Annotated in this window: 19 protein-coding genes; 10 read left to right on the plus strand and 9 right to left on the minus strand. The window is 63.4% G+C overall.

Annotation, left to right across the window (positions count from 1 at the left end):
- Nucleotides 1-2: 2 nt before the first annotated feature.
- Entirely contained in the window at nt 3-1,610 is a 1,608-nt protein-coding gene (locus ONR57_RS10630) for a class I adenylate-forming enzyme family protein (protein WP_265123310.1), read from the minus strand.
- 246 nt (nt 1,611-1,856) lie between these two features.
- Here ONR57_RS10630 and ONR57_RS10635 point away from each other — a divergent pair, with 246 nt between their 5' ends.
- Nucleotides 1,857-2,558 (plus strand): TetR/AcrR family transcriptional regulator, encoded by a 702-nt coding sequence (locus ONR57_RS10635; RefSeq protein ID WP_265123311.1) that lies wholly within the window; start codon nt 1,857-1,859, stop codon nt 2,556-2,558.
- A gap of 76 nt (nt 2,559-2,634) precedes the next feature.
- Here the strand turns inward: ONR57_RS10635 and ONR57_RS10640 are convergent, their stop codons facing one another.
- The 3 genes from ONR57_RS10640 to ONR57_RS10650 are packed head-to-tail and all read right to left on the minus strand — an operon-like array spanning nt 2,635 to nt 5,424.
- Nucleotides 2,635-3,408, minus strand: coding sequence for a gamma-glutamyl-gamma-aminobutyrate hydrolase family protein (locus tag ONR57_RS10640; RefSeq protein WP_265123312.1), 774 nt, complete (start codon nt 3,406-3,408; stop codon nt 2,635-2,637).
- Nucleotides 3,405-4,760 (minus strand): glutamine synthetase family protein, encoded by a 1,356-nt coding sequence (locus tag ONR57_RS10645; protein ID WP_265123313.1) that lies wholly within the window; start codon nt 4,758-4,760, stop codon nt 3,405-3,407. Before ONR57_RS10645 ends, ONR57_RS10640 begins: the two co-directional genes overlap by 4 nt.
- Nucleotides 4,753-5,424, minus strand: coding sequence for a hypothetical protein (locus ONR57_RS10650; protein WP_265123314.1), 672 nt, complete (start codon nt 5,422-5,424; stop codon nt 4,753-4,755). The genes ONR57_RS10645 and ONR57_RS10650 overlap by 8 nt, the downstream gene beginning before the upstream one ends.
- A gap of 155 nt (nt 5,425-5,579) precedes the next feature.
- Between ONR57_RS10650 and ONR57_RS10655 the strand changes: the two genes are divergently transcribed.
- The 3 genes from ONR57_RS10655 to ONR57_RS10665 all read left to right on the plus strand — a co-directional run bounded on the left by ONR57_RS10655 (nt 5,580) and on the right by ONR57_RS10665 (nt 11,023).
- Nucleotides 5,580-6,545, plus strand: coding sequence for an alpha/beta hydrolase (locus ONR57_RS10655; protein WP_265123315.1), 966 nt, complete (start codon nt 5,580-5,582; stop codon nt 6,543-6,545).
- A gap of 68 nt (nt 6,546-6,613) precedes the next feature.
- Entirely contained in the window at nt 6,614-9,088 is a 2,475-nt protein-coding gene (locus ONR57_RS10660) for an AAA family ATPase (protein WP_265123316.1), read from the plus strand.
- Between the two features lie 186 nt (nt 9,089-9,274).
- Nucleotides 9,275-11,023 carry a nitroreductase family deazaflavin-dependent oxidoreductase gene (locus ONR57_RS10665; RefSeq protein WP_265123318.1) on the plus strand — a complete coding sequence of 583 codons (1,749 nt, stop codon included), beginning with the start codon at nt 9,275-9,277 and terminating at the stop codon, nt 11,021-11,023.
- On the opposite strand, the gene ONR57_RS10670 is transcribed toward ONR57_RS10665, so the two are convergent.
- Complete coding sequence (locus ONR57_RS10670) at nt 11,013-11,582, minus strand: TetR/AcrR family transcriptional regulator (RefSeq protein ID WP_265123319.1); 570 nt, start codon at nt 11,580-11,582, stop codon at nt 11,013-11,015. The genes ONR57_RS10665 and ONR57_RS10670 overlap by 11 nt on opposite strands.
- Nucleotides 11,583-11,788: 206 nt before the next feature.
- On the opposite strand from ONR57_RS10670, the gene ONR57_RS10675 reads away from it, so the two are divergent.
- On the plus strand, nt 11,789-12,310 hold the full coding sequence (locus ONR57_RS10675; protein ID WP_265123320.1) for a helix-turn-helix domain-containing protein: 522 nt from the start codon (nt 11,789-11,791) through the stop codon (nt 12,308-12,310).
- Nucleotides 12,304-12,747 carry an RES family NAD+ phosphorylase gene (locus ONR57_RS10680; protein ID WP_265123321.1) on the plus strand — a complete coding sequence of 148 codons (444 nt, stop codon included), beginning with the start codon at nt 12,304-12,306 and terminating at the stop codon, nt 12,745-12,747. The genes ONR57_RS10675 and ONR57_RS10680 overlap by 7 nt, the downstream gene beginning before the upstream one ends.
- A gap of 167 nt (nt 12,748-12,914) precedes the next feature.
- On the opposite strand, the gene ONR57_RS10685 is transcribed toward ONR57_RS10680, so the two are convergent.
- From ONR57_RS10685 to ONR57_RS10700, 4 genes are read right to left on the minus strand one after another with little or no spacing between them, the layout of a single operon-like run.
- A complete protein-coding gene (locus ONR57_RS10685) occupies nt 12,915-13,901 on the minus strand; it encodes a tripartite tricarboxylate transporter substrate binding protein (protein WP_265123322.1) in 987 nt (328 codons plus the stop codon).
- Nucleotides 13,902-13,906: 5 nt separating this feature from the next.
- Nucleotides 13,907-15,442, minus strand: a complete 1,536-nt coding sequence (locus ONR57_RS10690) for a tripartite tricarboxylate transporter permease (protein WP_265123323.1) — start codon at nt 15,440-15,442, stop codon at nt 13,907-13,909.
- 15 nt (nt 15,443-15,457) lie between these two features.
- Entirely contained in the window at nt 15,458-16,012 is a 555-nt protein-coding gene (locus ONR57_RS10695) for a tripartite tricarboxylate transporter TctB family protein (protein WP_265123324.1), read from the minus strand.
- Entirely contained in the window at nt 16,009-17,034 is a 1,026-nt protein-coding gene (locus ONR57_RS10700; protein ID WP_265123325.1) for a tripartite tricarboxylate transporter substrate binding protein, read from the minus strand. Before ONR57_RS10700 ends, ONR57_RS10695 begins: the two co-directional genes overlap by 4 nt.
- A gap of 168 nt (nt 17,035-17,202) precedes the next feature.
- Here ONR57_RS10700 and ONR57_RS10705 point away from each other — a divergent pair, with 168 nt between their 5' ends.
- From ONR57_RS10705 to ONR57_RS10720, 4 genes are all read left to right on the plus strand, one after another.
- Entirely contained in the window at nt 17,203-18,861 is a 1,659-nt protein-coding gene (locus tag ONR57_RS10705; RefSeq protein ID WP_265123326.1) for an ATP-binding protein, read from the plus strand.
- Nucleotides 18,858-19,526 (plus strand): response regulator, encoded by a 669-nt coding sequence (locus ONR57_RS10710; RefSeq protein ID WP_265123327.1) that lies wholly within the window; start codon nt 18,858-18,860, stop codon nt 19,524-19,526. The genes ONR57_RS10705 and ONR57_RS10710 overlap by 4 nt, the downstream gene beginning before the upstream one ends.
- Before the next feature lie 64 nt (nt 19,527-19,590).
- Nucleotides 19,591-20,253 carry an NAD(P)H-binding protein gene (locus ONR57_RS10715; protein WP_265123328.1) on the plus strand — a complete coding sequence of 221 codons (663 nt, stop codon included), beginning with the start codon at nt 19,591-19,593 and terminating at the stop codon, nt 20,251-20,253.
- Between the two features lie 19 nt (nt 20,254-20,272).
- Nucleotides 20,273-21,199, plus strand: a complete 927-nt coding sequence (locus ONR57_RS10720) for an LLM class F420-dependent oxidoreductase (protein WP_265123330.1) — start codon at nt 20,273-20,275, stop codon at nt 21,197-21,199.
- Nucleotides 21,200-21,209: the final 10 nt, after the last annotated feature.

Genomic DNA, 21,209 nt, shown 5'->3' on the forward strand with positions numbered 1-21,209 from the left:
CCTCAGCCTCGTGGCGGTTGCAGGTCGTGGGTGATGCCGGGATGCTCGGCGGCGCGGGCCTTGAGTGCCGGCTTTGACACACGCTCGGACGGGGTTCTCGGGAAGTCGGCGACGAACTCCACGTAGCGCGGAACCTTGAAGCGCGCCAGCTGTTTTCCCGCGCCGGTGATGATTCGGGCCGCGGTGGCGCGGCTCTCCTCGACCCCAGGAGCCAGCTGAAGGAAGGCCTTGACCTCCTCACCGAACAGCTCGTCCGGGACACCGACCACTGCCGCCGCGACGACGGTGTCGTCGCGCTCGAGAACTCGTTCAACCTCGGCGCTCGCGATGTTCTCCCCGCCGCGACGGACCATGTCCTTGAGTCGCCCTACCAAGCGGTAGCTGCCTGCGTCGCGGACCGCGACATCGCCGGTATGCAGCCAGCCGTCGCGCAGGACCTGGGCGGTGTCTTCAGGCCGGTTCCAGTAGCCGAGCATCATCGGGCTGCCCGAAGTGATCAGCTCGCCGGACTCTCCCTCGGCGACTTCCCGCCCTTGCGGATCAACCACCCGGACCTTCTTGGTGGGAACCGGCTGCCCCAGCCGGCCGCTGCCGACGTCGGCCATGTTCGCAGGGAGGCTGACCAGGTCGACCCCGCTTTCGGTCATCCCGAAGATCTCCCGCCACGGCGCACCCCAGCGCTGTTCGAGCTGCGCATGCAGCGCGGCGGGGATCGCCGAGCAGAGCACGAGGCGCAGGTCGTTGTCGCGGTCCTGCTCAGTCGGCGGCTGCTTGTACAGCAGCGTCGGCATTGAGCCGAGCACATAGCAAAACGTGGCGCGATGCCGCCGGACGTCCGCCATGAATCCCGACGCGGAGAACCGGGGCAGCACCACCAGCGGCGCGCCGATCGTCAGGCACAGTGACGTGTTCCATTGCGGGTCCATGTAGGAAAACGGCTGCGAGGTCAAGACCACGTCGTCAGCTCCGAGACCCGCCGCGCCCGCACAGATCCACCCCAGCCTTACCCAATAGTCGTGTGTCAGCATGCACGCCTTCGGGAATCCGGTGGTCCCCGAGGTGTACTGAAGGTTCGCGAGTGTGTCGCCGGAGATGGCAACCTCCGGCCGGTCCGCCGGATAGTGCGCGAGCGCGCGACGCGACGCGACTTCCACGATCCGGATACCGGCGAGATCGCCGTTCGCGGTGCGCACCTCGTCGACAAGCCGGGTATGAGCGGCGTCCGTAAAGATCACCCGGGCACCGGAGTCACGGAGCACAAATTCAAGGTCCGCACACTGATATGACGAGTTCACCGGCACCGCGACACCGCCTGCCTTGAGGATCGCGAGCCACGCGATCGGCCACTGCACCACGTTGGGCAGCATGATCGCGACCCGGTCACCGGCGCGGACCCCATCCTCTCCGACCAGACGGTGCGCCAGGCGTGAGGTCCATTCGTCGACCTCACCGAACGTCCATGACCCTTCGGCGAACCGGAGGAACTCGCGCCCAGGGTTGCTGACGGCCTGTCTCGCCAGCAGGCCAACGAGAGTGTCGATCGGCGGGTCCATAGCCACGTGATCAAATGCGATCACGCCTTCCTGGCGAACTTCTTCGACTTCGGTCATGTCTTCCTCTACGAGGTGTCTGGGGCCCGTACGCAGCGCCGCGCAGCAGGAGCGCAGCCAAAGAACCGGACTTTGCATGTGATTGCGGTCATAACGCTAGCACTTTCTTGGTCATTTGCTCAAGACATATGACTAAGATAGTGCAGTGAAACCTAGAGGACTGACCGTTCTCACCTCTCGGGCAGGCTGATACGATCAACATTGACTTGATCAACTGTCTGTCAATGGTTCGACTGGAGGACGCCCATGGCGCGCATACCCGCTGCCGAACGCCGCGCCGAGCTTGTGGCGGCGGCTGTGCGCGTGATCGCCGTCCATGGCGTGGACGGCGCCACCACTCGCCGTATCGCCCAGGAGGCCAATGCTCCGCTCGCCACCCTGCACTACTGTTTCGCCGCGAAGGAGGAGCTGTTTGCAGAGGTTTTCGAGTACGTTTCTGGCCAGTATCGAGAAGTGTTGACGCGCAATGCCGTCCACAGCGACGTGTCAACCAGTGCGCGCGCGCTGTTACGAGGGTTGCTTGAGTGGTACCTCGAAAACCGGGACTTCGGGGCGAGCATCATCGAGTTGGTCAGCTGGGCCCAGCGTCAGGAGGGCGCGCAGGCCGAAATGGTCTACAACGAGGCCTTCGCGACTATGCGGACGATACTTGAGACCGCCAAAACCGCTGCGGACCGGTCACTCGACTCAGACACAATCGACGCACTGACCTACATCGTGTCCGCGTTGTCGGACGGATTCGCGCTTAACTGGCTGGTGTTTACTGACCGGGCAGCCGCGGAACGACAGATCGAGCTGACTGTCGGAGTGCTCGACGCTTGGATGGCCGCAAACCTCGGCACCGTTGCCGCCCCTGCGGCCGATTCTGCTCCTCACGCCCCTGAATCCCCGGAAGCTTCGTCCGAGCGAAACCTGCGATCTCTCGTCTCCTGGGTGGGCGTCGACTAATACCGTGCTGCCCCATAAGTAACTGTAGGCCGCCACCCTTCGGTGCGCGGCCTACCGTCTTTCCCGGTCAGATCAGTCAGATCAGCCGACTGGCCTCGGTAACGATCCAGCTCAACGTCGGATCGTCGCGCTCCATCCACTCAGGATGCCACTGGACACCGAGCACCGGGGACCCCGGCAGCTCGACTGCTTCGACGACGCCGTCGGCCGCGCGCCCGGTAACCACCAGGCCCGTGCCACAGCGGTCGACTGCCTGGTGGTGCCACGAGTTGGTAACCGTGCTTGCGCCGAAGAGGCGTTCCGCGATCGAACCGGGCTCAAAAGCCACCTTGTGGTCGTCGGCACCGTCGGTGAGCGGCGGTGCCGCCGACAGGTGCTCGACGGAGCCAGGCGGCAGGTCTGGCACCAGCGTGCCGCCCAGCGCGACGTTCAAGACCTGCAGGCCCCGGCACACCCCCAGCACCGGAATGTTCCGGTCGAGCGCAGCCCGCACGAGTGCAATCTCGAACGCGTCTCGCTCGGTGTCGTGGACCATCGGATCATCCCGCGGGTCCACATCACGGACCACCGACGTCTCGCCACCCCAGCACGCGGGATGGACATCCTGACCGCCAGTGATGACCACGCCGGACAGCCAGTGGCACAACGCGTCAGGGTCGGCGTCGTAAGGCAGGTTCACCGGAACGCCACCGGCCCGTGCGATCCGCTCCGAAAAGTCGGACATGAAGGTGTCAGCGAATAGATGCCCGTAGCGTTTGTCCAGACCATCGACGAGCCCCAGCCGGACCCGGCGGCCAGTTGTGCCGATCAGCGGCCGGACGGTGCCCGGCGTCACGTTGCCCGCGGTCACGGGAACTCGAAGTATCGGGCCGACTCCCACTCGGAGAGCTCGGCGAACGGATCGCCGCCGGTGGTGTGGAACTGCATCCACTCCCAGCGCCGGGTGCCGACCCAGTAGTCGACGAACTCATCGCCGAGCTGCTCGCGCAGGATCAGGTCCGTCTCGAGCGCGGTGGCTGCCTTGGTGATCGTATCCGGCAGCCGCTCGAGGTCGGGCACACACCACGCCAGGTCGCTGACTGGCTCGGGTGGCTCGATTTCGCCGTCGAGGCCGGCGATCACACCGGCGAGAATCGCCGCTACCGCGAGGTACAGGTTCGCGTCGGCGCCGGGAACGCGGTACTCGAGGCGTGAGTACGCCGGGTGCCCGCACACTGCACGCACCGCGGTGCTCTTGTTGCTGATGCCCCACGTGACGGTGGTCGGCGGGCCGCTCAAATCGACCAGGCGGCGGTACGAAGTGATCTGCGGAAGCACGATCGACGTCGCGCCGCGCATCGTCGCGAGCAGCCCACCGACCGCATGCCGCATCGCATCTGATGGCCCGTCAGGGGCGTAGAACGCGTTGACCCCGTCGCGCTGCAGGGACAGATTGACGTGCGAGGCCTGTCCGTACCCTGCCGTCGGCTTCGCCATGAAGGTGACGGTGTGTCCGCGCTCGAAGGCTACCTCGCGCATCACCTGCCGGGCGCGAGCCCATGCATCGCACACCGAGATCGGGTCCGCAGGGACCAGGTTGAGTTCAACCTGTCCTGCCGCGTCTTCGTCGCTCCACGCCTCCCATTCGATGCCGATCTCGTCGAGCCGACGCGCGACCGCCGACATGTAGTCGTTCCAGTCCTTCGACTTAGCAAGGTGATAGGCGGTGCCTGCGGAACCACCAAGCGGCGTCAGGTCACGATATCCCTTGGCCCGGGCCTCGTGAATCGACTCCTGAAATAAGGTCGCCTCGATCTCGACTGCGACAGTGGCTGTGTAACCGCGTGATGCGAGTCGATCGACCAGCTTCCGGGCAAGGTTGCGGGGACAGGTCCCCACCGGGGTGCCGTCCGCCTGCCAGTAGTCACCGATCACCGACTGCAGCCCCGGTTCCCACTGCACCAGCGTCGACATGTCGGGCCGGAACTGCAGATCCGCGAGGTGGCCACGCCAGTCGGGGTAGGCGAATCCAAAGGTCGGCGCGTTCCCGAGGTCGAGGCCGAACAGCAGATCAGCGAAGGCGAAGCCCGAGCCAGCGCTCGCGGCGAATTTTTTGGGAGCGACGTTCTTTCCGAGGAAGCAGCCCTCGTGATTAGTGGCCTCGAGCCGGACCGTGTGGATGGCGGTCTCGAAATCCGTTGTAGTAGTGCTATTTTCAAACATCGTAGCGAGCCTTCCAGGATGCAGCGACCAGCACCGACAGCTGCGAGAGTGTGCCCCGCACTCCGACCTGACCGGTGGACAGGGCAGCGATCAGGTCGTCGGTGCCCGTGAAGATTCCGGCCAACAGGTCCGGTGGGCCGGCGATCACATAGTGCGTCTCGCCGTCGCCGATCACCTGCTGGGCCAACCCGTCGGGGCCGTCTGCAATTGCAACGAGCACGTCGGGAACTCCCGGTATCGTGCGAGCTGCGGCCCAGAATCTTTCCGCAGCGACCTGCCAGTCTGGCAGCGGCGGTGACAGCAGAGCCAGCACCGCTGTGGCGAGATGATCAGCACCAGCGCCGACTGGCTCCCCGACGAGGGCGAGCCGACCGTTCAGGTCGACGGTCAGGGTGAGGTCGGGCTCTACAAATACACCGCTCGACACCGCGATAACACCGTTCGCGATGCTAATTGTCGCAGCTTGCGGGGTGTCGTGGGAGCGGACAGCGACGGTTCCTTCCACTCCCTCCAGGCCGGAGTCTGCACTGTTCGCGCGGACGGAGTCCCGAATCGTCCGGCCGAGCAGCCGGACGATTGGACTCGCATCGTCCTCGATCCGAACGCCGACCCCGCCGGGCGCGTCAGCCTCGCATGTCGCGGGACCGATCGTCGTTTCGGTCATCCTTCTATCCTTTCGATTTCGGCGAGATCGTGTGCGCGGTACACCGTGAGCAGATCCCGGAATGGAACGGGAATTATGTGGTCATTCGTCTTGGTCATGTGACTATGATGGTGAGGCACAGATCACTTCTTGTCAACGACTCGTGAGGTCCTGAGATGAACGACGACGCTCCCGCTTGGCGAAACCTGCTGGACGACAACGCGAAAGCCGTGGCCCAGATGATCAACCGGGTTCTGCGGAAACCCATACACGAGTTGGGGGCCGAGCAGGCTCGCGCACTCCTGAACACAGGCACGACCACCGAACCCATCACCCCGCTGGACCATGTCGAACAACTGACCGTGCCGACCCGGGCTGGCTCGATCCCGGCTCGCCTCTACCGCGCGGACGGCGCCCGCGCCGACAGCGTCAGTCCTTGTCTCGTCTACCTGCATGGTGGTGGTTTCGTCCTGGGCACCCTGGACGGAGCCGACGAGCTGTGCCGAGCGATCGCCGCTGGATCCGGCTGGACGGTCGTGTCCCTGGACTACCGTCTTGCTCCTGAGAACCCCTACCCGGCAGCACTGGAAGACTGCCTCGACGCCTACGCTTGGCTGCTCAGGACTGCACAGACGCTCGGGATCGATCCCGCACAGATCGCAGTTGGGGGCGACTCCGCAGGTGGCAATCTCGCCGCCGCCCTGTGCCTGCACCGGCGCGACGAAGACAGCCCCCTGCCTGTGACGCAGGTGCTCGCCTACCCCGCCGTCGACGGAACGTTCGTCGCGCGCTCATGGTCGGAATTCGCCGACGCGCCGCTGCTGAGCACTGCGGATGCGCGCTGGCTCTGGGATCAATATGTTGGCCCAGGGCACCGCACGGACGATCACCTCGCGGCGCCCATGCGCGCCGAGTCGCTGCGCGGCCTGCCGCCTGCCCTGATTCTGACGGCGGCGGTCGATCCCATCCGAGACGACGCCGAGGCGTACGCGGCACGCCTGCGGCACGACGGCGTCGACGTCTCGCTGACCAGGTACGCCGGCGTCTTCCACGGCTTCCTCACCGAGGTCGGTGTATTCGCGCAGACGAAGCAGGCGATCGACGAGGTGTGCGCGCATCTGCGTGCGGTGGCGAATGCTTAACGACCGTTCAATCCCGGCGACTCTGCCAGTGGCGTTCGGCTCGACCTGCTTTGAAAGTAGAATCGAGCATGACCGCCCGTGATCGGGAGAAAGAGACTCGCCGCGGCCTGCAGGATGGCGGTGATGACATGACGCTGCGCAGCCCCCGGGGTGGCTACTCGCCATCAACTGCGACTCGCCGCAAACTCGGGCCGCCGACTGCCACGACGAAGTTCCGGCCGCCGACAGCGCGCCGGACTCTTGTCGACCGCAGCAGGCTTCTTCACAGTCCCGGCGACCAGTGGCGCCGGCTCATCCTGATCCATGCGCCCGCCGGCTTCGGCAAGACCACGCTGGCAACCCAGTGGTGCCGCACCCTCGAAGCCCGGGGCGCTGTATGGACCTGGTTAAGCGTCGATCCGGATGACAACAATCCTGTGTGGTTCCTCGCCCACCTGATTGAAGCCATACAGAAGGTGAAGCCGGCGCTGGCGATCGGCCTGGCAGAAATCCTCGAGGAGAACGGCGAAGAGGCCGAGCGGTACGTTCTGACTTCCCTCATCAACCAGATCCACGAGAACGGTGAACACCTCGCTGTCGTCCTCGACGACTGGCACGCGGTGACCTCGCCGCAGACAGTCTCCGCTGTCGAGTATCTCCTCGATTACGGTTGTCACCATCTGACGCTGATCGTGACGAGCCGGTCCCGGTCTGGTCTTCCACTTGGACGCATGCGCATGCACGACGAACTCATCGAGATCAGCGCCAGCGAGCTCCGTTTCAGTGTGGACGAAACTCAGAAGTTCCTGGCGGCCGCGGGTGCTGCGGAGTTGTCCGATAGGGACGCTGAGTCCCTATGTTCCACCACTGATGGCTGGGTTGCTGCGCTACAGCTCGCGTCGCTTTCACTGCGCGATAAGGGCGACGCCGCAGAGTTGATCAGCCATCTTTCGGGTCACCATCGCGCGATCGCGGGCTACCTGACTGAGAACGTACTCAGCAACCTAGATCGCCGCATTCTCGATTTCATGCTGGCGATTTCGATCACAGACCGGATTTGCGGCTCCCTCGCAGGAGCGTTGAGCGGCATCGCACACGGTCAGCTTTTGCTGGAGGACCTCGAGCGGAAAGATTTGTTTTTGTACGCCCTCGATGAGGAGCGGCGCTGGTTCCGCTTCCATCATCTTTTCGCGGATTTCTTGCGGCGACGCCTTGAGCGTGACTATCCAGGACGAACCACTGAATTGCATCGGCGGGCCCAGGCGTGGTTTTCGGAGAATGGGATGCTCCGTGAGGCTGTCCACCACGCACTCGCTGCAGGCGATGAAAACCACGCCGTTTCACTGGTGGAGCGATTCGGGACGGACATCATCGAACATTCACAAATGGCGACTTTACTCGGCCTTGTAAACAAGCTTCCGGCAGGTCCCGTTGCAGCGAGCCCGCGGTTGCAAATCGACCTCGCGTGGGCACACGTGCTTTTGCACCACCCCATTAAGCCGCTGGGCTCCGTATTTGACACCTTTGACGCAGCTCTTGCAAACCAACCCCTATCGAACGACGAACGGGAGGCCCTCAGCCTCGAAGCTGCGCTCGTGAAAGACATCGAAGCGGCATTCGCCGACCGCATGCCGGAGCTTGGTGAGAGTGCCGAGCGCTGCCTGGAAAAGGCAGAAAAGCTGCGGCCGTTTGTTGTCGCTGCAGCCGCAAATGTCGCGACGTTCAGAGCCTTCTACAGGTGTGACTTCACTGGCGCACGCAAGTGGCAGGATTGGGTGCAGCCGTATTTCCGGCAGATGACGGGACCATTTAGTGAGGTGTACGGGCATTGCCTCGCCGGGATGGCCGCGCAGGAACAACTCGATATCAACGCGGCTGAGTGGCATTTCCGGACCGCGCTGCGGGTTGCGCTACAGGGTCAAGGCGGCGCGACTTCCCACGCGGCGCGACTTGCGGGTGCGGTTCTTGGGGACCTTCTCTATGAGAAGGGCGAGATCGAAGAAGCCGAGAAGCTGCTCGATGACAGCTACAAGCTCGGCCCAGAAGGCGGCCTTGTGCATTTCATGCTTGCGACGTACGGCACCGGGGCGCGTATCAAGCTGCTGCACAACGATGTTGATGCTGCGCAGCGTTGCCTCGACGAGGGCGCACGGATTGCGCAAACGCTGTCCCTGCCGAGGTTAGCGGCGCGTATTGAGAACGAGGAAGTTCGGGCGCGTCTGCATGTGGGGGAGTTGCCCGCGCCAGCTGATGGTAGTGCGAATGACTCCGAGATCGCCGTTCTCACCGGGGAACTCGCACTCGACTCGGCACTCCGGAAAGCCATACAGGTGGGCTCACCTGAACAACGCGACGCGGCGTGCCGACGGGCTGCAGCGCTGGTCCGCGAACTCGAGAAAGCGCAGCGTCCACGCGCACTTCTCAAAGCTCAGCTTCTGCACGCGACATGCCTGCAGGCAGTCGGCCAGACCGCCGAAGCTGACGCTGTACTAGCTCCCGCTGCTCGGCAGTGCACTGAATTGGGGCTTGTACAGCTCCTTAGGGACGACGGGCCACCGAGCTAATAGTTCCGGCTCACTGACAGCGCCGGAAACGCTCCAGCAACAGCCCGATCTCAGCCTTCCGGCGCTAAATGCAACGATCCGTATTGGCGCTCGGCGTCACATCAACGGTCTTAGCGGGACACCTTGCGAGTACACCATTCGGTCTACTATGCTCCAGTAAACCAACCGGTATACCTGGAGGCTCGTATGGCACAGCGCCGTGCTGACACCAATTCCACCACCGCGAGCGTCGCCGTACTCGGCCACTCGCTGAGCGACCCGCTCCCGCTGCCATGTGGCCAAGTACTCTCCAACCGGCTGATGAAAGCCGCTCTCAGCGAAGGGCTGGCCAATTCGGCACACGATCCCGACCCTCGCCTCGAGCGTCTATACACCCGCTGGGGCACAGGCGGTTTCGGTCTTCTTGTCACCGGAAACGTCATGGTTGACCGCGCCCAATTGGGTGAACCTGGAAACGTCGTTGTCGACAGCCGAACCGACATTGACGCGCTCGCCCGGTGGGCGAAATCCGCACAAGATGGCGGCACTACGGTGTGGATGCAGATTAATCATCCCGGCCGCCAGGCTAATCCCCTTGCCTCGAACAGCCGCCCTGTGGCACCGTCGGCAATCGCACCAAACTTGCCAGGCGTACCGGTACCCCGCGCTTTGACGCACACTGAAATTGAAGACATCATCGAACGCTTCGCGCGCGTGGCACACATAGCCGAAACCGCCGGTTTCAACGGCGTCCAGATACACGGTGCACACGGATACCTCGTGTCCCAGTTCCTGTCGCCGCTGGCCAACCAGCGCGACGACGAGTGGGGCGGTGACACCACGCGGCGCATGCGCTTCGCGCTTGAGATTGTCCGGCATATCCGGGCCGCGGTCAGCCCGGGATTTGCTGTCGGGATCAAGCTGAATTCCGCAGATTTTCAGCGCGGCGGGTTCACCGAAGAGGAATCGAGGCTCGTCACCGAGCGGCTCGCCGCCGAAGGTACCGACCTGATCGAGATCAGCGGTGGCAGTTACGAATCCCCCGCGATGATGGGACGCCCGAGGACCGTCGCTGAAAGCACGCGGGCACGCGAAGCATACTTCCTGGAATACGCGCGCACAGTTCGCGATGTGACCGTTGGTGTGCCACTTGCCGTCACGGGCGGCTTCCGGACATTCGCGGGCATGAACGCGGCAATCAGCAGCGGAGACTGCGACGTCGTGGGCATCGGCCGTCCCGCCGCGGTCCTGCCTGACGCTGCTGCGCTTCTGCTGGAGCAGCGCAGCGACCGCCTCGACTCCCCACAAGTCACGCTTGGTGTACCCCGACGGCTCGCAACAGGGCCGTTGAAGGCTCTCGATGGCGCACTCGATCTCCAGTGGCACACCGATCAGTTACACCGACTCGGCGCGGGCTCGGATAGCGATCCGAACCGCGCAAAGTGGCGCACGGTCGTGACAATGGTGCAGCGCAATGGACTCGACGCGTTCCGTTCACGGCGTTCTGCAGCTCCGGTTGGGACCGCACGAGATAAGACGCTGCGCAAATTCAAGTTCGAGCGTGCCGTCGGGCGATACGTGGCAAACCCCGCCGTCCGCGTACTCAACAACCTCGGACTGCGTACCTCATTGGCCACCGAGATTGAAACTACTGGCCGAAAAACTGGCGCGCTACGCCGAGTGCCCGTCTCCGCAGTCTTCGATAGGGACGGGGCATGGGTCATCTCTCAGCACGGAAAGCGCTCGGGGTGGGGGCTCAACATCACGGCGAATCCAGCGGTCCGAATTCGGCAAGGCAACCGGTGGCGCACCGGCGTCGCAAAATTCCAGCCAGATGATGACGTCCGTGCGCGCGCACGAACATTCGGGCCTAAAGCGCTCGCGAACATTACGGCCGCTGGTTTTCAGGCGCTGCAGAGCACACCGATCTCGGTACGAATCACGTTTACTGATTAGCGGGCAGTTGCTGCTCGATCAGCGTGGCGATCTGACGGCTGGTGCGCTCAAGCGGTGCTGTCGATTGTGCGGCGAGCGACATTATGACCGCCCCCTCAACCGCCGCGATGATCGTGGTGGCGAGTGCCTGTGCGTCCGCGTTCGGCACGCCTTCCTGCTCCAGGCGGGTGGTGAGGATTTCCTCCCACTCGTGAAAGGCGTCCCCCGCCGCGTCCGCCGCGGCGGGGGCTTCCGAGCGGCCAAGTGTCGCGGCCACGATAGGGCAGCCCGCCGTGAACCCGCTTTCTGACAGCACGTGTTTCCAGGTGTCGATGAAGGCACCGAACGCCTCGTCGACAGTGCGCTTGCCGACGAAAGATCTGATGAGGTCAGCTGTCGCGGCACCCGCAGAACCGACTGCGTTCGTGACGAGTTCCGCCTTCCCACCGGGAAAGTTGAGGTAGATCGTACGCCGCGATCGGCCGCTGTGCTCGATGAGTTCCGCAAGCCCGGTCCCCGCGACGCCGTGGCGGCGCACCAGGTCGATGGCGGCGGCGATAAGGCTTTCACGTGCCTGCACTTGATCTCCTTCCGCCCGATCACAGCTGACCGACACGTCAAGTATACCGATCGTTCTACTATCTGTGCACTCAGCCTTCGCTCACGCTCTCGCACCATGGCGCACCCGTGTGCGAAACTGTGCCGATAGGTAGTGGAGGTGTGATCCGATGTCGGCAATTAAGGATGTGCTTGCCCGGTACAACGTGGGTTTGACGGAGCAAGTTTTTGGCGGGCGAGCTGGACGCAGCGCTGCGCTCGCTTCAGCATCCTGGCTCCGCGCCGCTCTCCGCTCACGAACTGGACTACCTCAGCAAGCAAGCTGGTGCGGGTACCGATGAGGTGCTGGCGCAATGGGATCCCGTGGACGAGCAGCATCGGCACACCGTCGCCGTCGCCAGCTCTATTAAGGATCTCGTTGCCAGTTCCCTGAGCCGGACGCAGGCAGCGCAGCAGCTAGGGGTCGACCCGTCGGGGATTTCACGCCGCATCCACGAGGATGCCCTGTGGTCGTTCAAAGTGGGTTCACGGCTCCGCATTCCAAGTTGGCAGTTCGCTGGGAACGCCTTACTTCCAGGGCTGGCTGAGATCGTTGCGGCGATCCCGGATGATGCGCACCCCCTCGATATCGCCGCGATGATGACCAGCCCGCACGAATTTATCGATGGCCACACGCCAGCGCAGTGGCTTGCTGCTGGCCGCGACCCGGGCGCCATCGTCAGCATGATTGAAGACTTCGATCGGTGGTAAAACCGAAGGTTCCTCGTGAACCGAATACGCCGCTCGCCCGCAACGACGGTGACATCGTCGAGTACGCCGATCCAGTGTGGAGAATCCACCGAACCCGCGGTGCACATGTCCTGCTGTGGAACATGTTTCGCGCATTCGGTCCGGTAGCGAGCTCGCGCTACGATCCGCACCCGCCGCAACGCGGAATTCACCCTGGTTTCGGCATCATGTACACCGCATGCAGTGTGCGCACCGCGGTGGCGGAGGTATTTCAGACCACCCGCAGGGTCAACACCATGACCGGTGCGCCCTGCTTGACTTCGTGGACGCCGGTCCGGCCGCTGAAGCTACTTGATACGCGCTCACGGCGGCCCTGCGGTCGACTTGCCGGGCTTGGTCTCGTGCCATTCACCAACAGTGGGAAGACCTTGATGGACTGTGGGCGCCGTCCACAATGACAGGTGAGTCGATGCCGGTGCTGTACGACGGGACCGCAGCAGCGATCCCGTCCGCATCTGATTTTCGAGGCCTCTGTCGCATCCGCTGGTGTGGTCACTGATTGAACGAGCCGCCAAAACACTCGGCTACGGTGCGTACTAAGCGATAACGCCGCGTCCCATCACCGTCACTCCACCGTGACCGGAAACCGCGCCAGCAGCTCCTGAATGCGCACGATTTCAGCTGCGATTCGCTCCTCGAACTCGGCACCGGCGATGAAGTCACCAGTCCACATCGTCTCACTGACCAGTGCGTTCCAATAGTCGGCACCGTTGAGTGCTGAAAACATATCCACGAGTGCCGCGCGCTGAGTTTCCGAGATACGCGGTGCCATAAGCCCGCGCCAGTTGTGAAATTCGACGTCGTAGCCGTGCTCGCGGAGTGTTGAGGCGTCAAGACCAGGGAGGCGCTCCGCACCCGTCACCGCAAGGATATGCACCTCGCCGGCCCGGATCTCGTAGAGGTGCTCGGCTACACCGGTGAACGCGACATCCACCTCACCTGACACCAGCGCACCGAGCATGTCGCCGCCGCCCTCGTAAGCACGGTATTTGACATGCGCCGTGTCCATCCCGATGGCGTCCAGGAAAAGCATCGCAGCGAGATAGTCGGGGCCGCCTGGCTGTGAGCCGCCCCCGATATCGAGAGCTTCCGGGTTATCGCGGAGCGCTCCGGCGAGTTCGTCGATCGTCTGATAATCCGAGTCACGGCGAACGAGAATCGCGCCGGGTTCTTCAACAAGCTGCGCGATAGGGGTGAGCTTCTCGAGGAGGTCTTCCTGACCAGCAACCACGATATTCGAAATGGTGGCGAGGCCGGCTTGCAGGAGCATCGATGCGTCTCCCTCCGCCAGGCGAACTCGGTGGATCGCCGCAAGCCCGCCATCCCCGGGGATGTTGATCACCGAAGCCTGCTCCGCTAATTTCTCCTGCTCAAGTCCAATGGCGGTCAGCCTGGCCGTCTGGTCGAAGCCGCCGCCGGGCGGAGTGGGCACGACGAACCGCAGCGACGACGGCTCCGTCCCGCCGCCGACGGCGCAGCCAGCGATGAGGGTCGTCAGCGCGACCATCATGATGACTAGCTGCCCTGGCAGGGAACGGAGCCGTCTTCCCACGTGCGTCAGATCCTTTCAGACACCTTTACTTCCGTATTCTCCCCTTCGAGCTCGTCCTGGTGGCTGCGGCGCTTGCGGAAGGCGCCAATCACCGCCGGGAGGAGTGACATTACCGCGAGAGCCAGCAAGATCGCGGGGATGGGCTTCGTTGCGAATACTGTCCAGTCACCGCCAGAGATCTGCAAAGCCTGGCGCATCGACCGCTCCATCAGGCCACCGAGAATGAGCCCGAGGATCAGCGGTGCTGCCGGGAAGCCGTTCGCGCGCATCAAGAAACCGATGGCACCGAAGGCGATGAGCAGCCACAGGTCGAACGTAGAGAAGCTCAGTCCGTACACGCCGACGACGCAGAAAACCACGACCAGTGGAAGCAACAGCGTTTTCGGAGTGTCCAGGATTTTTGCGAACAGCGGGATCAGCGGCAGGTTGAGCACGAGCAGCACGACGGTGCCGATGTACATGCTCGCGATCACGCCCCAGAACACCTCTGGGCGGTCTGTCATCATCATCGGACCGGGCTGAACATCCAAAACAAGCAGCGCGCCCAGCAGGATTGCGGTGGTCCCGGATCCGGGGACGCCCAGCGTCATCATGGGGACGAAGGAGCCTACCGCTGCGGCGTTGTTCGCCGCCTCGGGTGCCGCGACACCTTTGACGTTTCCTTTGCCGAATGTCTTGCCGTCTTTCGCGATCTTCTTCTCAAATGAATACGAAAGGAAGGACGCGACCGTCGCCCCCGCACCGGGGAGAACACCCGTGAAAAAGCCGAGTACGGAGCTGCGCGCAACCGGCGGCGTGATCGCTTTCGCTTCCTTACGGGTAAGGCGCAGTGACGTGACTTTACGCGATTCGCCTTCTTTGCCCCGTTTGGTAAGTAGCACGAGAACTTCAGCGAGAGCGAATATTCCGAGTGCGACGATGAGGAAGTCGATCCCCTCGAGCAGGTCAGGAAGCCCAAAAGTGAAGCGCTGGTTTGCGGTTTGAGTGTCGATGCCGACTAGCGCGATCATCACGCCCACGACCGCCGCAATTAAGCCCTTGGTGATGTTCTTGCCCGCGAGCGTAACGACTGCGGTGAGGCCGAGAACCATTAGTGCGAAGTACTCCGCGGGACCGAAGCTGACAGCGACACTGGCCAGTGCTGGCGCGATCGCCATCAGTCCGATAATGCCGATTGTGCCACCAACGAATGAGGAGATCGCAGCAATCGCCAGCGCCTTCCCCGCTTTCCCTTGCTTCGCCATCGGGTAGCCATCGAACGATGTCGCCACGGTGCCCGCGACGCCTGGCGCGTTCAGCAAGATCGACGACGTTGAGCCACCGAATATCGCGCCATAGTAGACGCCCGCGAGCATGATGATGGCGGTGGTCGGCTCCATACCGAACGCCACCGGGATCATCAGTGCAATCGCACTCATCGGCCCCAGTCCGGGCAGCGTGCCGATAATCGTGCCGGCGAGGACGCCGATGAACACAAACAGCAGGTTTTGCGGGGTGAAAGCGACGCTGAACCCCTGCATCAACAGGTCGAACGTATCCATGAGTATGTCCTGTTCTCAGAAGGGCAGCGGAATAAGCCCGTTTGGCAGCGCCACCCCTAGACCCGCGGTGATGCTGAAGTAGAGAATGAGCGGAACCGTGATGCTCACGATCGCGGTGACGAGGTGCCGCTTGTAGCCGAGATACCAGGTGACACCGAAGATATATGCGGCGGTCGCGAGGATAAATCCCAGCCGTTCGAACGCGAACGCGTACACGCACATTGACGCGACGAAGATGGCGACCTCGTAAGCGGGGTTCCCGGTGCGACCGAGCCGCGGACTCTGTGGGTCCTCAGCCTCGGCGGCGACCGCTTGGGTTGCCGCTACTCGAGCGTCCACGACCGCGGGGACTGCGGCCTGGGCGAGCGATTTTGGTTCACCGCGCTGGAAGAACAGGACTACCGCGAGGAGCAGCAGTACGAGCCCAAGGCCTTTCGGCAGCGTCGCTGGCTGAACTGGCACGTCCACTGCCGTGAACTCGGAGATCTGGGTGGCGAGGAAAAGATAGATCAGCGCAACCACACCGATCGCGATGCCGAGGGTGCGCTGGCCGAACGTGAACGTTTTCATGATGTCGCACTCCCCCGGGCCAAGCCGACCTCCTCGAGAATTTCCGCGAATTCCGCGTTGGTTTCGTCGAGGAACGCCTGAAAGTCCTCGGCACCGAGATATGAGTCAACCCAGCCGAGGCGCGCCGACTCGGTCTGCCACGATTCGAGTTCGACAAGCTGGCTGAACAGGTTTTCGTAGTAGTCGACCTGGCTGTCCGTGAGGTCACCGGGCGCCATCACCCCGCGCCAAATATCGAATGTGAAGTCGTAGCCCAGCTCAGTGAGCGTAGGTACATCAGGCATCGACTCGATCCGCTCCGGAGCAGATACCGCAAGCGCCTTGACCTTGCCGCTTTCGATCAGTCCCGTTGCTTCGCCGCCACCGGTGACCGCCATCGAAACGTGCCCGCCAAGCAGCGCAGTCATCGCCTCGCCACCACCGTCGAACGCGACATAGTTGAGATCTGACGGCTCCGCCCCCACTGCGAGCGCGGCGCCAGCAACCGCGACGTGGTCCATGCTGCCCGGCGATGATCCACCAGCTACAGGAAATGACCCCGGCCGGGTGCGCAACTGCTCGGCCACCTCTTCGAATGACTCGATCGGCGAGTTTCCGGGGACGACGTACACCATGTAGTCCGTCGCGAGTCGCGCGATCGGCGTGAATTCTGTGTAGTCGTTCTGCGCCTGCCCAGTCATCGGGACGAGCAGCATCGGCGGGCTTGTCACGAAGAGCTTGTGCGGGTCACCGGAGTTGGCGGCGATGTATGCCCAGCCGATCGCCCCGCCCGCGCCAGGTTTGTTGATGACCCGGAACTGCTTGTCATTGAGCCCGGCTTCGTCAAGCAGCCGGGTACTGGTTCGCGCCAGCGTGTCCCAGCCTCCGCCCGTCGCAGCGGGAGCGATCATCTCGATCGGGCGCGAAGGCGACCATGCCCCGTCTTCGGCCACATCCGTCCCTGTGCATGCTGTCGCCGAGAATCCTGTGATCAGCGCGAATGCAGCTATCGCACATTTGGGAAAGGCCAGGCGTGTCTTCATCTCGAACTCCCAACATTTCTTGTGATGTGCTTCACAGGAAATCGCAGTGATGGGCATCACGTGAATGTTGTGTAAGTAGTTCAGGACACTGTTCGTAACGAAAATTGTGGTCGTATTGTTCACGCGAGATGCTCGCCTGCGACAGCTGAAGTGTGAGACTCTCGGCTCGTGCGCCCCAGGCTTACGCTCGCCGGGCAGTTCCTCGCCCTCCAGCTGACGATCATCGTGATCGTGCTGATCGTTGTCACTGGGGTCGCGCTCGCACAGTTCGACGCTGCGTTCCGGCACACGGAATCCCAGCGGATGAGTGCGATAGCGGAGACCGGCGCCGCGACCGAAACCATCCGGATCGGCCTCAGCGACCCTGGTCAGCGCGGTCTGCTTGCGCCCGCTGGGGAGAGTCTCCGCAGCCTCTCGGGAGCGGACTTCGTCATCATCGCAGACCGCGGGTTGCGCATCTTTGCATCGCCCGATCCGAGCGACCTCGAGCGCGAGCTCAGCGTCGGGCCAAGTCCAGTGCTGTCTGGTCGCTCCTGGTCCGGACCGATCGAACACAACGGCGCTCCGTACATCGCCGCACACGTGCCGGTAATTGCGAACGGCACTGTCGTGGGGCTGGTCGCTGCCGGGCGGGCGCTGCCCACGGTGGGGCAGCGACTGCTCGCCGCGGCACCCGGCATCCTGACTTACCTTGCTATCGCCGCAGCAATTGGGCTTGCCGGTTCGCTGCTGCTCGCTCGCCGGGTGAAACGTCAGACGCTCGGCCTCGAACCCGACGCGATCACCCGCCTCGTCAGACACCGCGAAGCCATGCTCCATGGAATCAAAGAGGGCGTACTGGGGCTTGACGCGTCCGGGCGCGTGACACTCATCAGCGAGTCCGCGCAGGCGTTACTCGGGCTTCCCGCAGATGCGACGGGACGCCACCTCGCAGAACTTGGGCTCGACGCGGACCTGCTTGCTGCACTCACGTCCGACAACGCGCATGGCGAACAGGTCGTCGCCGTGCGTGACCGGGTAATCATCCTGAATCAGATGCCGCTCAGTCAGACACGCGCCGCCGCGGGCTCGGTGACAACGATGCGTGACCGCACCGACCTGCTCGCGCTGCAAAGCGAACTCGCGGTATCGAAGACAACAACGGATGCATTGCGCGCCCAGGCACACGAGTTCAGCAATCAGCTCCACGTCATTTCGGGCCTCCTCGAACTCGAGGAGTACGACGAACTCGGATCCTACGTACGCCAGGTGGGCGGCACCCGCGCCCAGCTGACCGAAAGTATCCGCACGCTCATTGCGGATCCGGCAGTTGCGGCCCTACTCATTGCGAAGACAAGTCTCGCGACTGAGCAGGGAAGCACGTTGCGGGTGTCAGAGGCGTCCAGGCTGGCGCACCTTCCCGACCGCCTCACCGCGGATGTGGTGACGGTCGTTGGCAATCTCATCGACAATGCGCTCGAAGCGCTCGCACAGCTCAGCACGACCGGTTCCCCGCAAACTCCCGAGTCCAGCCAGCAAGCTAGCATCGTCGAGGTCACTCTCGTGGAGGACTCCGGAGTCGTGGTGATTCAGGTGCGCGACACCGGCCCGGGCGTGCCTGAACATGAGCGCGCACGAATATTTGAGCGCGGATACTCCACGAAAGACCCGCATGGCCGCTCACGCGGGTATGGTCTCGCGCTGACACAGGTGATTTGCGCGCGCCGCGGAGGCACCGTCCATGTTCGCAGCGGTCCGGAGAAATGGGGCGCCGAGTTCGTCGCGACCCTGCCCCGTATCGCCGACGACGACCGCCCAGCCCTACCGGAGGATGGTGACAGCGCGTGATCCGCGTTCTCGTTGTGGACGACGATTTCATGGTGGCGCGGGTGCACCGCGGAATGGTGGAGCGCGTTCCGGGCTTCAGCGTGGTGGGCGTGGCCCACACCGGCACCGCTGCGCTTTCCATGGTGGACGAGCTCAAGCCCGACCTCGTCCTGCTCGATGTGTACATGCCAGACCTCAGCGGAATCGAGGTATTGCGGCGCCTCCGCGGCGGTGATAATCCGGTCGACGTATTGCTGATAACTGCCGCCCGCGACGCTGAAACCATTCGTACTGCCTTGCGCGGCGGGGTGGCGCACTACATCATCAAGCCCTTCGAGTGGTCGACCCTGCGCGAGCGTCTGCTGCATTATCAGCAACAGCACAAGGATTTGCAGCACATCGGGACGGCAGACCAGGCGGACATCGACCGGGTTTTCGGCGCTCCCAGCGCGCCCGACGCGGTGCCGAAAGGCATGAGTGTGCAGACCGCTGAGCTGGTGCGTGACGCGCTGCGAACCGCCGATGACGGCCTGTCTGCAACTGATTGCGCGGAAAGCACTGGACTTTCCCGCGTGAGCGCGCGGCGGTATCTCGAGTATTTCGCGGAGACAGGTGCCGCCGAAGTCCGCTTGAAATACGGCACCGCGGGCCGGCCCGAGCGGCGCTACCACTGGATCAGCGATTGATTCACCGGCGTTTTCGCGGGGTCACTAGTGTGGAGGGCGGACCGTCAATGAAAGGTGGACCGGCATGCAACGTGTGGTTATCGCTGGAGGCCACGGTCAGATCGCTCTGCATTTGACCCGAATCCTGCACGCTCGCGGAATCAGTGCGGTCGGGCTTATCCGAAACCCTGACCACGCTGATGACGTACGTGAAGCGGGTGGTGAACCAGTCGTGGCAGATCTCGAATCTGCGGCCGTTGAGGAAATTGCGAGTGTACTGCGCGGAGCGGACGCAGCGGTCTTCGCTGCGGGCGCGGGCCCAGGCAGCGGAGTCGCCCGGAAAGAAACCGTTGACCACGCAGCGTCTGTGCTAATGGCTGACGCTGCGGAATCTGCGGGTGTCAGGCGGTTTATCCAGATCTCCTCGTTCGGTGCTGGCGAGCCCATTCCAGATGGCATGGACGAGGTGTTCGCGGCCTACTTGCGCGCGAAATCAGCAGCAGAAGCCGACCTGGTCCGCCGTGATCTCGATTGGACGATCGTGCGGCCCGGTCGCCTCACAAATAACCCTGCAACGGGCCTGGTGCGGCTTGAAGAGCCGACCATGCCCAAAGGTGATGTGACACGTGAAGACGTGGCCGCGGTGATCGCCGCGCTGCTGCCCGCCGCCGGGACCGCGCACACAGTGCTGCTACTGACCGAGGGGGACACCGCGGTGTCCGACGCCGTGGCGCGCGTTAATCATTGATCTGTGGAAGCCTAGAGCCATGGCGCTTGACTTCCGTGTGTTCACCGAGCCCCAGCAGGGCGCTTCGTACGATGATCTACTCGCAGTCGCAAAGGCCGCAGAGGACCTGGGCTACGACGCATTTTTCCGTTCTGATCACTATCTGAAAATGGGCGGCGCGTCGGGCCTGCCCGGCCCGACCGATGCGTGGACCACACTCGCCGGCCTGGCGCGAGAAACGTCGCGAATTCGTCTTGGCACGCTCGTGACATCTGCGACGTTTCGGCATCCCAGTGTCCTTGGGATTCAGGTCGCGCAGGTGGACCAGATGTCTGGGGGCCGGGTCGAGCTTGGGATCGGTACGGGATGGTTTGCGGATGAACACCGGGCATTCGGAATACCGTTCCCGGCGAAGCGTTTTGGCATTCTGGAAGAACAGCTCGCGCTGATTACGGGGATGTGGGAAACCCCGGTTGGTGAAACGTTCACCTTCCGGGGCGAGCACTACGAACTCGAGAATTGTCCCGCGTTGCCGAAGCCGGTGCAGTCACAGATCCCGGTGATTGTCGGCGGCACCGGCCCGAAGCGGACACCAGCGCTGGCGGCGCAATTCGCGCACGAGTTCAATGCCGCTTTCCCTGCGCTGGACAGCATCCGGCACCGATTCACCGTGGTCCGAGACGCGTGCGAGACGCTCGGCCGCAGCCCTGACGATCTCGTGTACTCGGCGGCGTTGGTCGTGTGCGTCGGTCGTGACGAGGCGGAATTCCGCCGCCGCGCCGAGGCAATCGGCCGGGAGCCTGACGAGTTGCGGGAGCACGGGGTCGCCGGGACGCCAGATGAGGCAGCGGATGTTCTCGGCCGGGTGGCAGCGCAGGGATGTGACCGGGTGTATCTGCAGGTCCTCGACCTCGCCGACCTCGACCACCTGGACGTAGTCGCGAAAGACGTTATCGGCCAGCTCTGACCATCCCCCG

Origin of the sequence: Hoyosella sp. YIM 151337 (assembly GCF_026041215.1) — a bacterium.
Taxonomy (GTDB): Bacteria; Actinomycetota; Actinomycetes; order Mycobacteriales; family Mycobacteriaceae; genus Hoyosella.

Coding starts and splice junctions, on each gene's coding strand:
- ONR57_RS10630 (WP_265123310.1), bottom strand. CDS start 1,610: ATGACCGAAGTCGAAGAAGTTCGCCAGGAAGGCGTGATCGCATTTGAT.
- ONR57_RS10635 (WP_265123311.1), top strand. CDS start 1,857: ATGGCGCGCATACCCGCTGCCGAACGCCGCGCCGAGCTTGTGGCGGCG.
- ONR57_RS10645 (WP_265123313.1), bottom strand. CDS start 4,760: ATGTTTGAAAATAGCACTACTACAACGGATTTCGAGACCGCCATCCAC.
- ONR57_RS10650 (WP_265123314.1), bottom strand. CDS start 5,424: ATGACCGAAACGACGATCGGTCCCGCGACATGCGAGGCTGACGCGCCC.
- ONR57_RS10655 (WP_265123315.1), top strand. CDS start 5,580: ATGAACGACGACGCTCCCGCTTGGCGAAACCTGCTGGACGACAACGCG.
- ONR57_RS10660 (WP_265123316.1), top strand. CDS start 6,614: ATGACCGCCCGTGATCGGGAGAAAGAGACTCGCCGCGGCCTGCAGGAT.
- ONR57_RS10665 (WP_265123318.1), top strand. CDS start 9,275: ATGGCACAGCGCCGTGCTGACACCAATTCCACCACCGCGAGCGTCGCC.
- ONR57_RS10690 (WP_265123323.1), bottom strand. CDS start 15,442: ATGGATACGTTCGACCTGTTGATGCAGGGGTTCAGCGTCGCTTTCACC.
- ONR57_RS10695 (WP_265123324.1), bottom strand. CDS start 16,012: ATGAAAACGTTCACGTTCGGCCAGCGCACCCTCGGCATCGCGATCGGT.
- ONR57_RS10700 (WP_265123325.1), bottom strand. CDS start 17,034: ATGAAGACACGCCTGGCCTTTCCCAAATGTGCGATAGCTGCATTCGCG.
- ONR57_RS10715 (WP_265123328.1), top strand. CDS start 19,591: ATGCAACGTGTGGTTATCGCTGGAGGCCACGGTCAGATCGCTCTGCAT.
- ONR57_RS10720 (WP_265123330.1), top strand. CDS start 20,273: ATGGCGCTTGACTTCCGTGTGTTCACCGAGCCCCAGCAGGGCGCTTCG.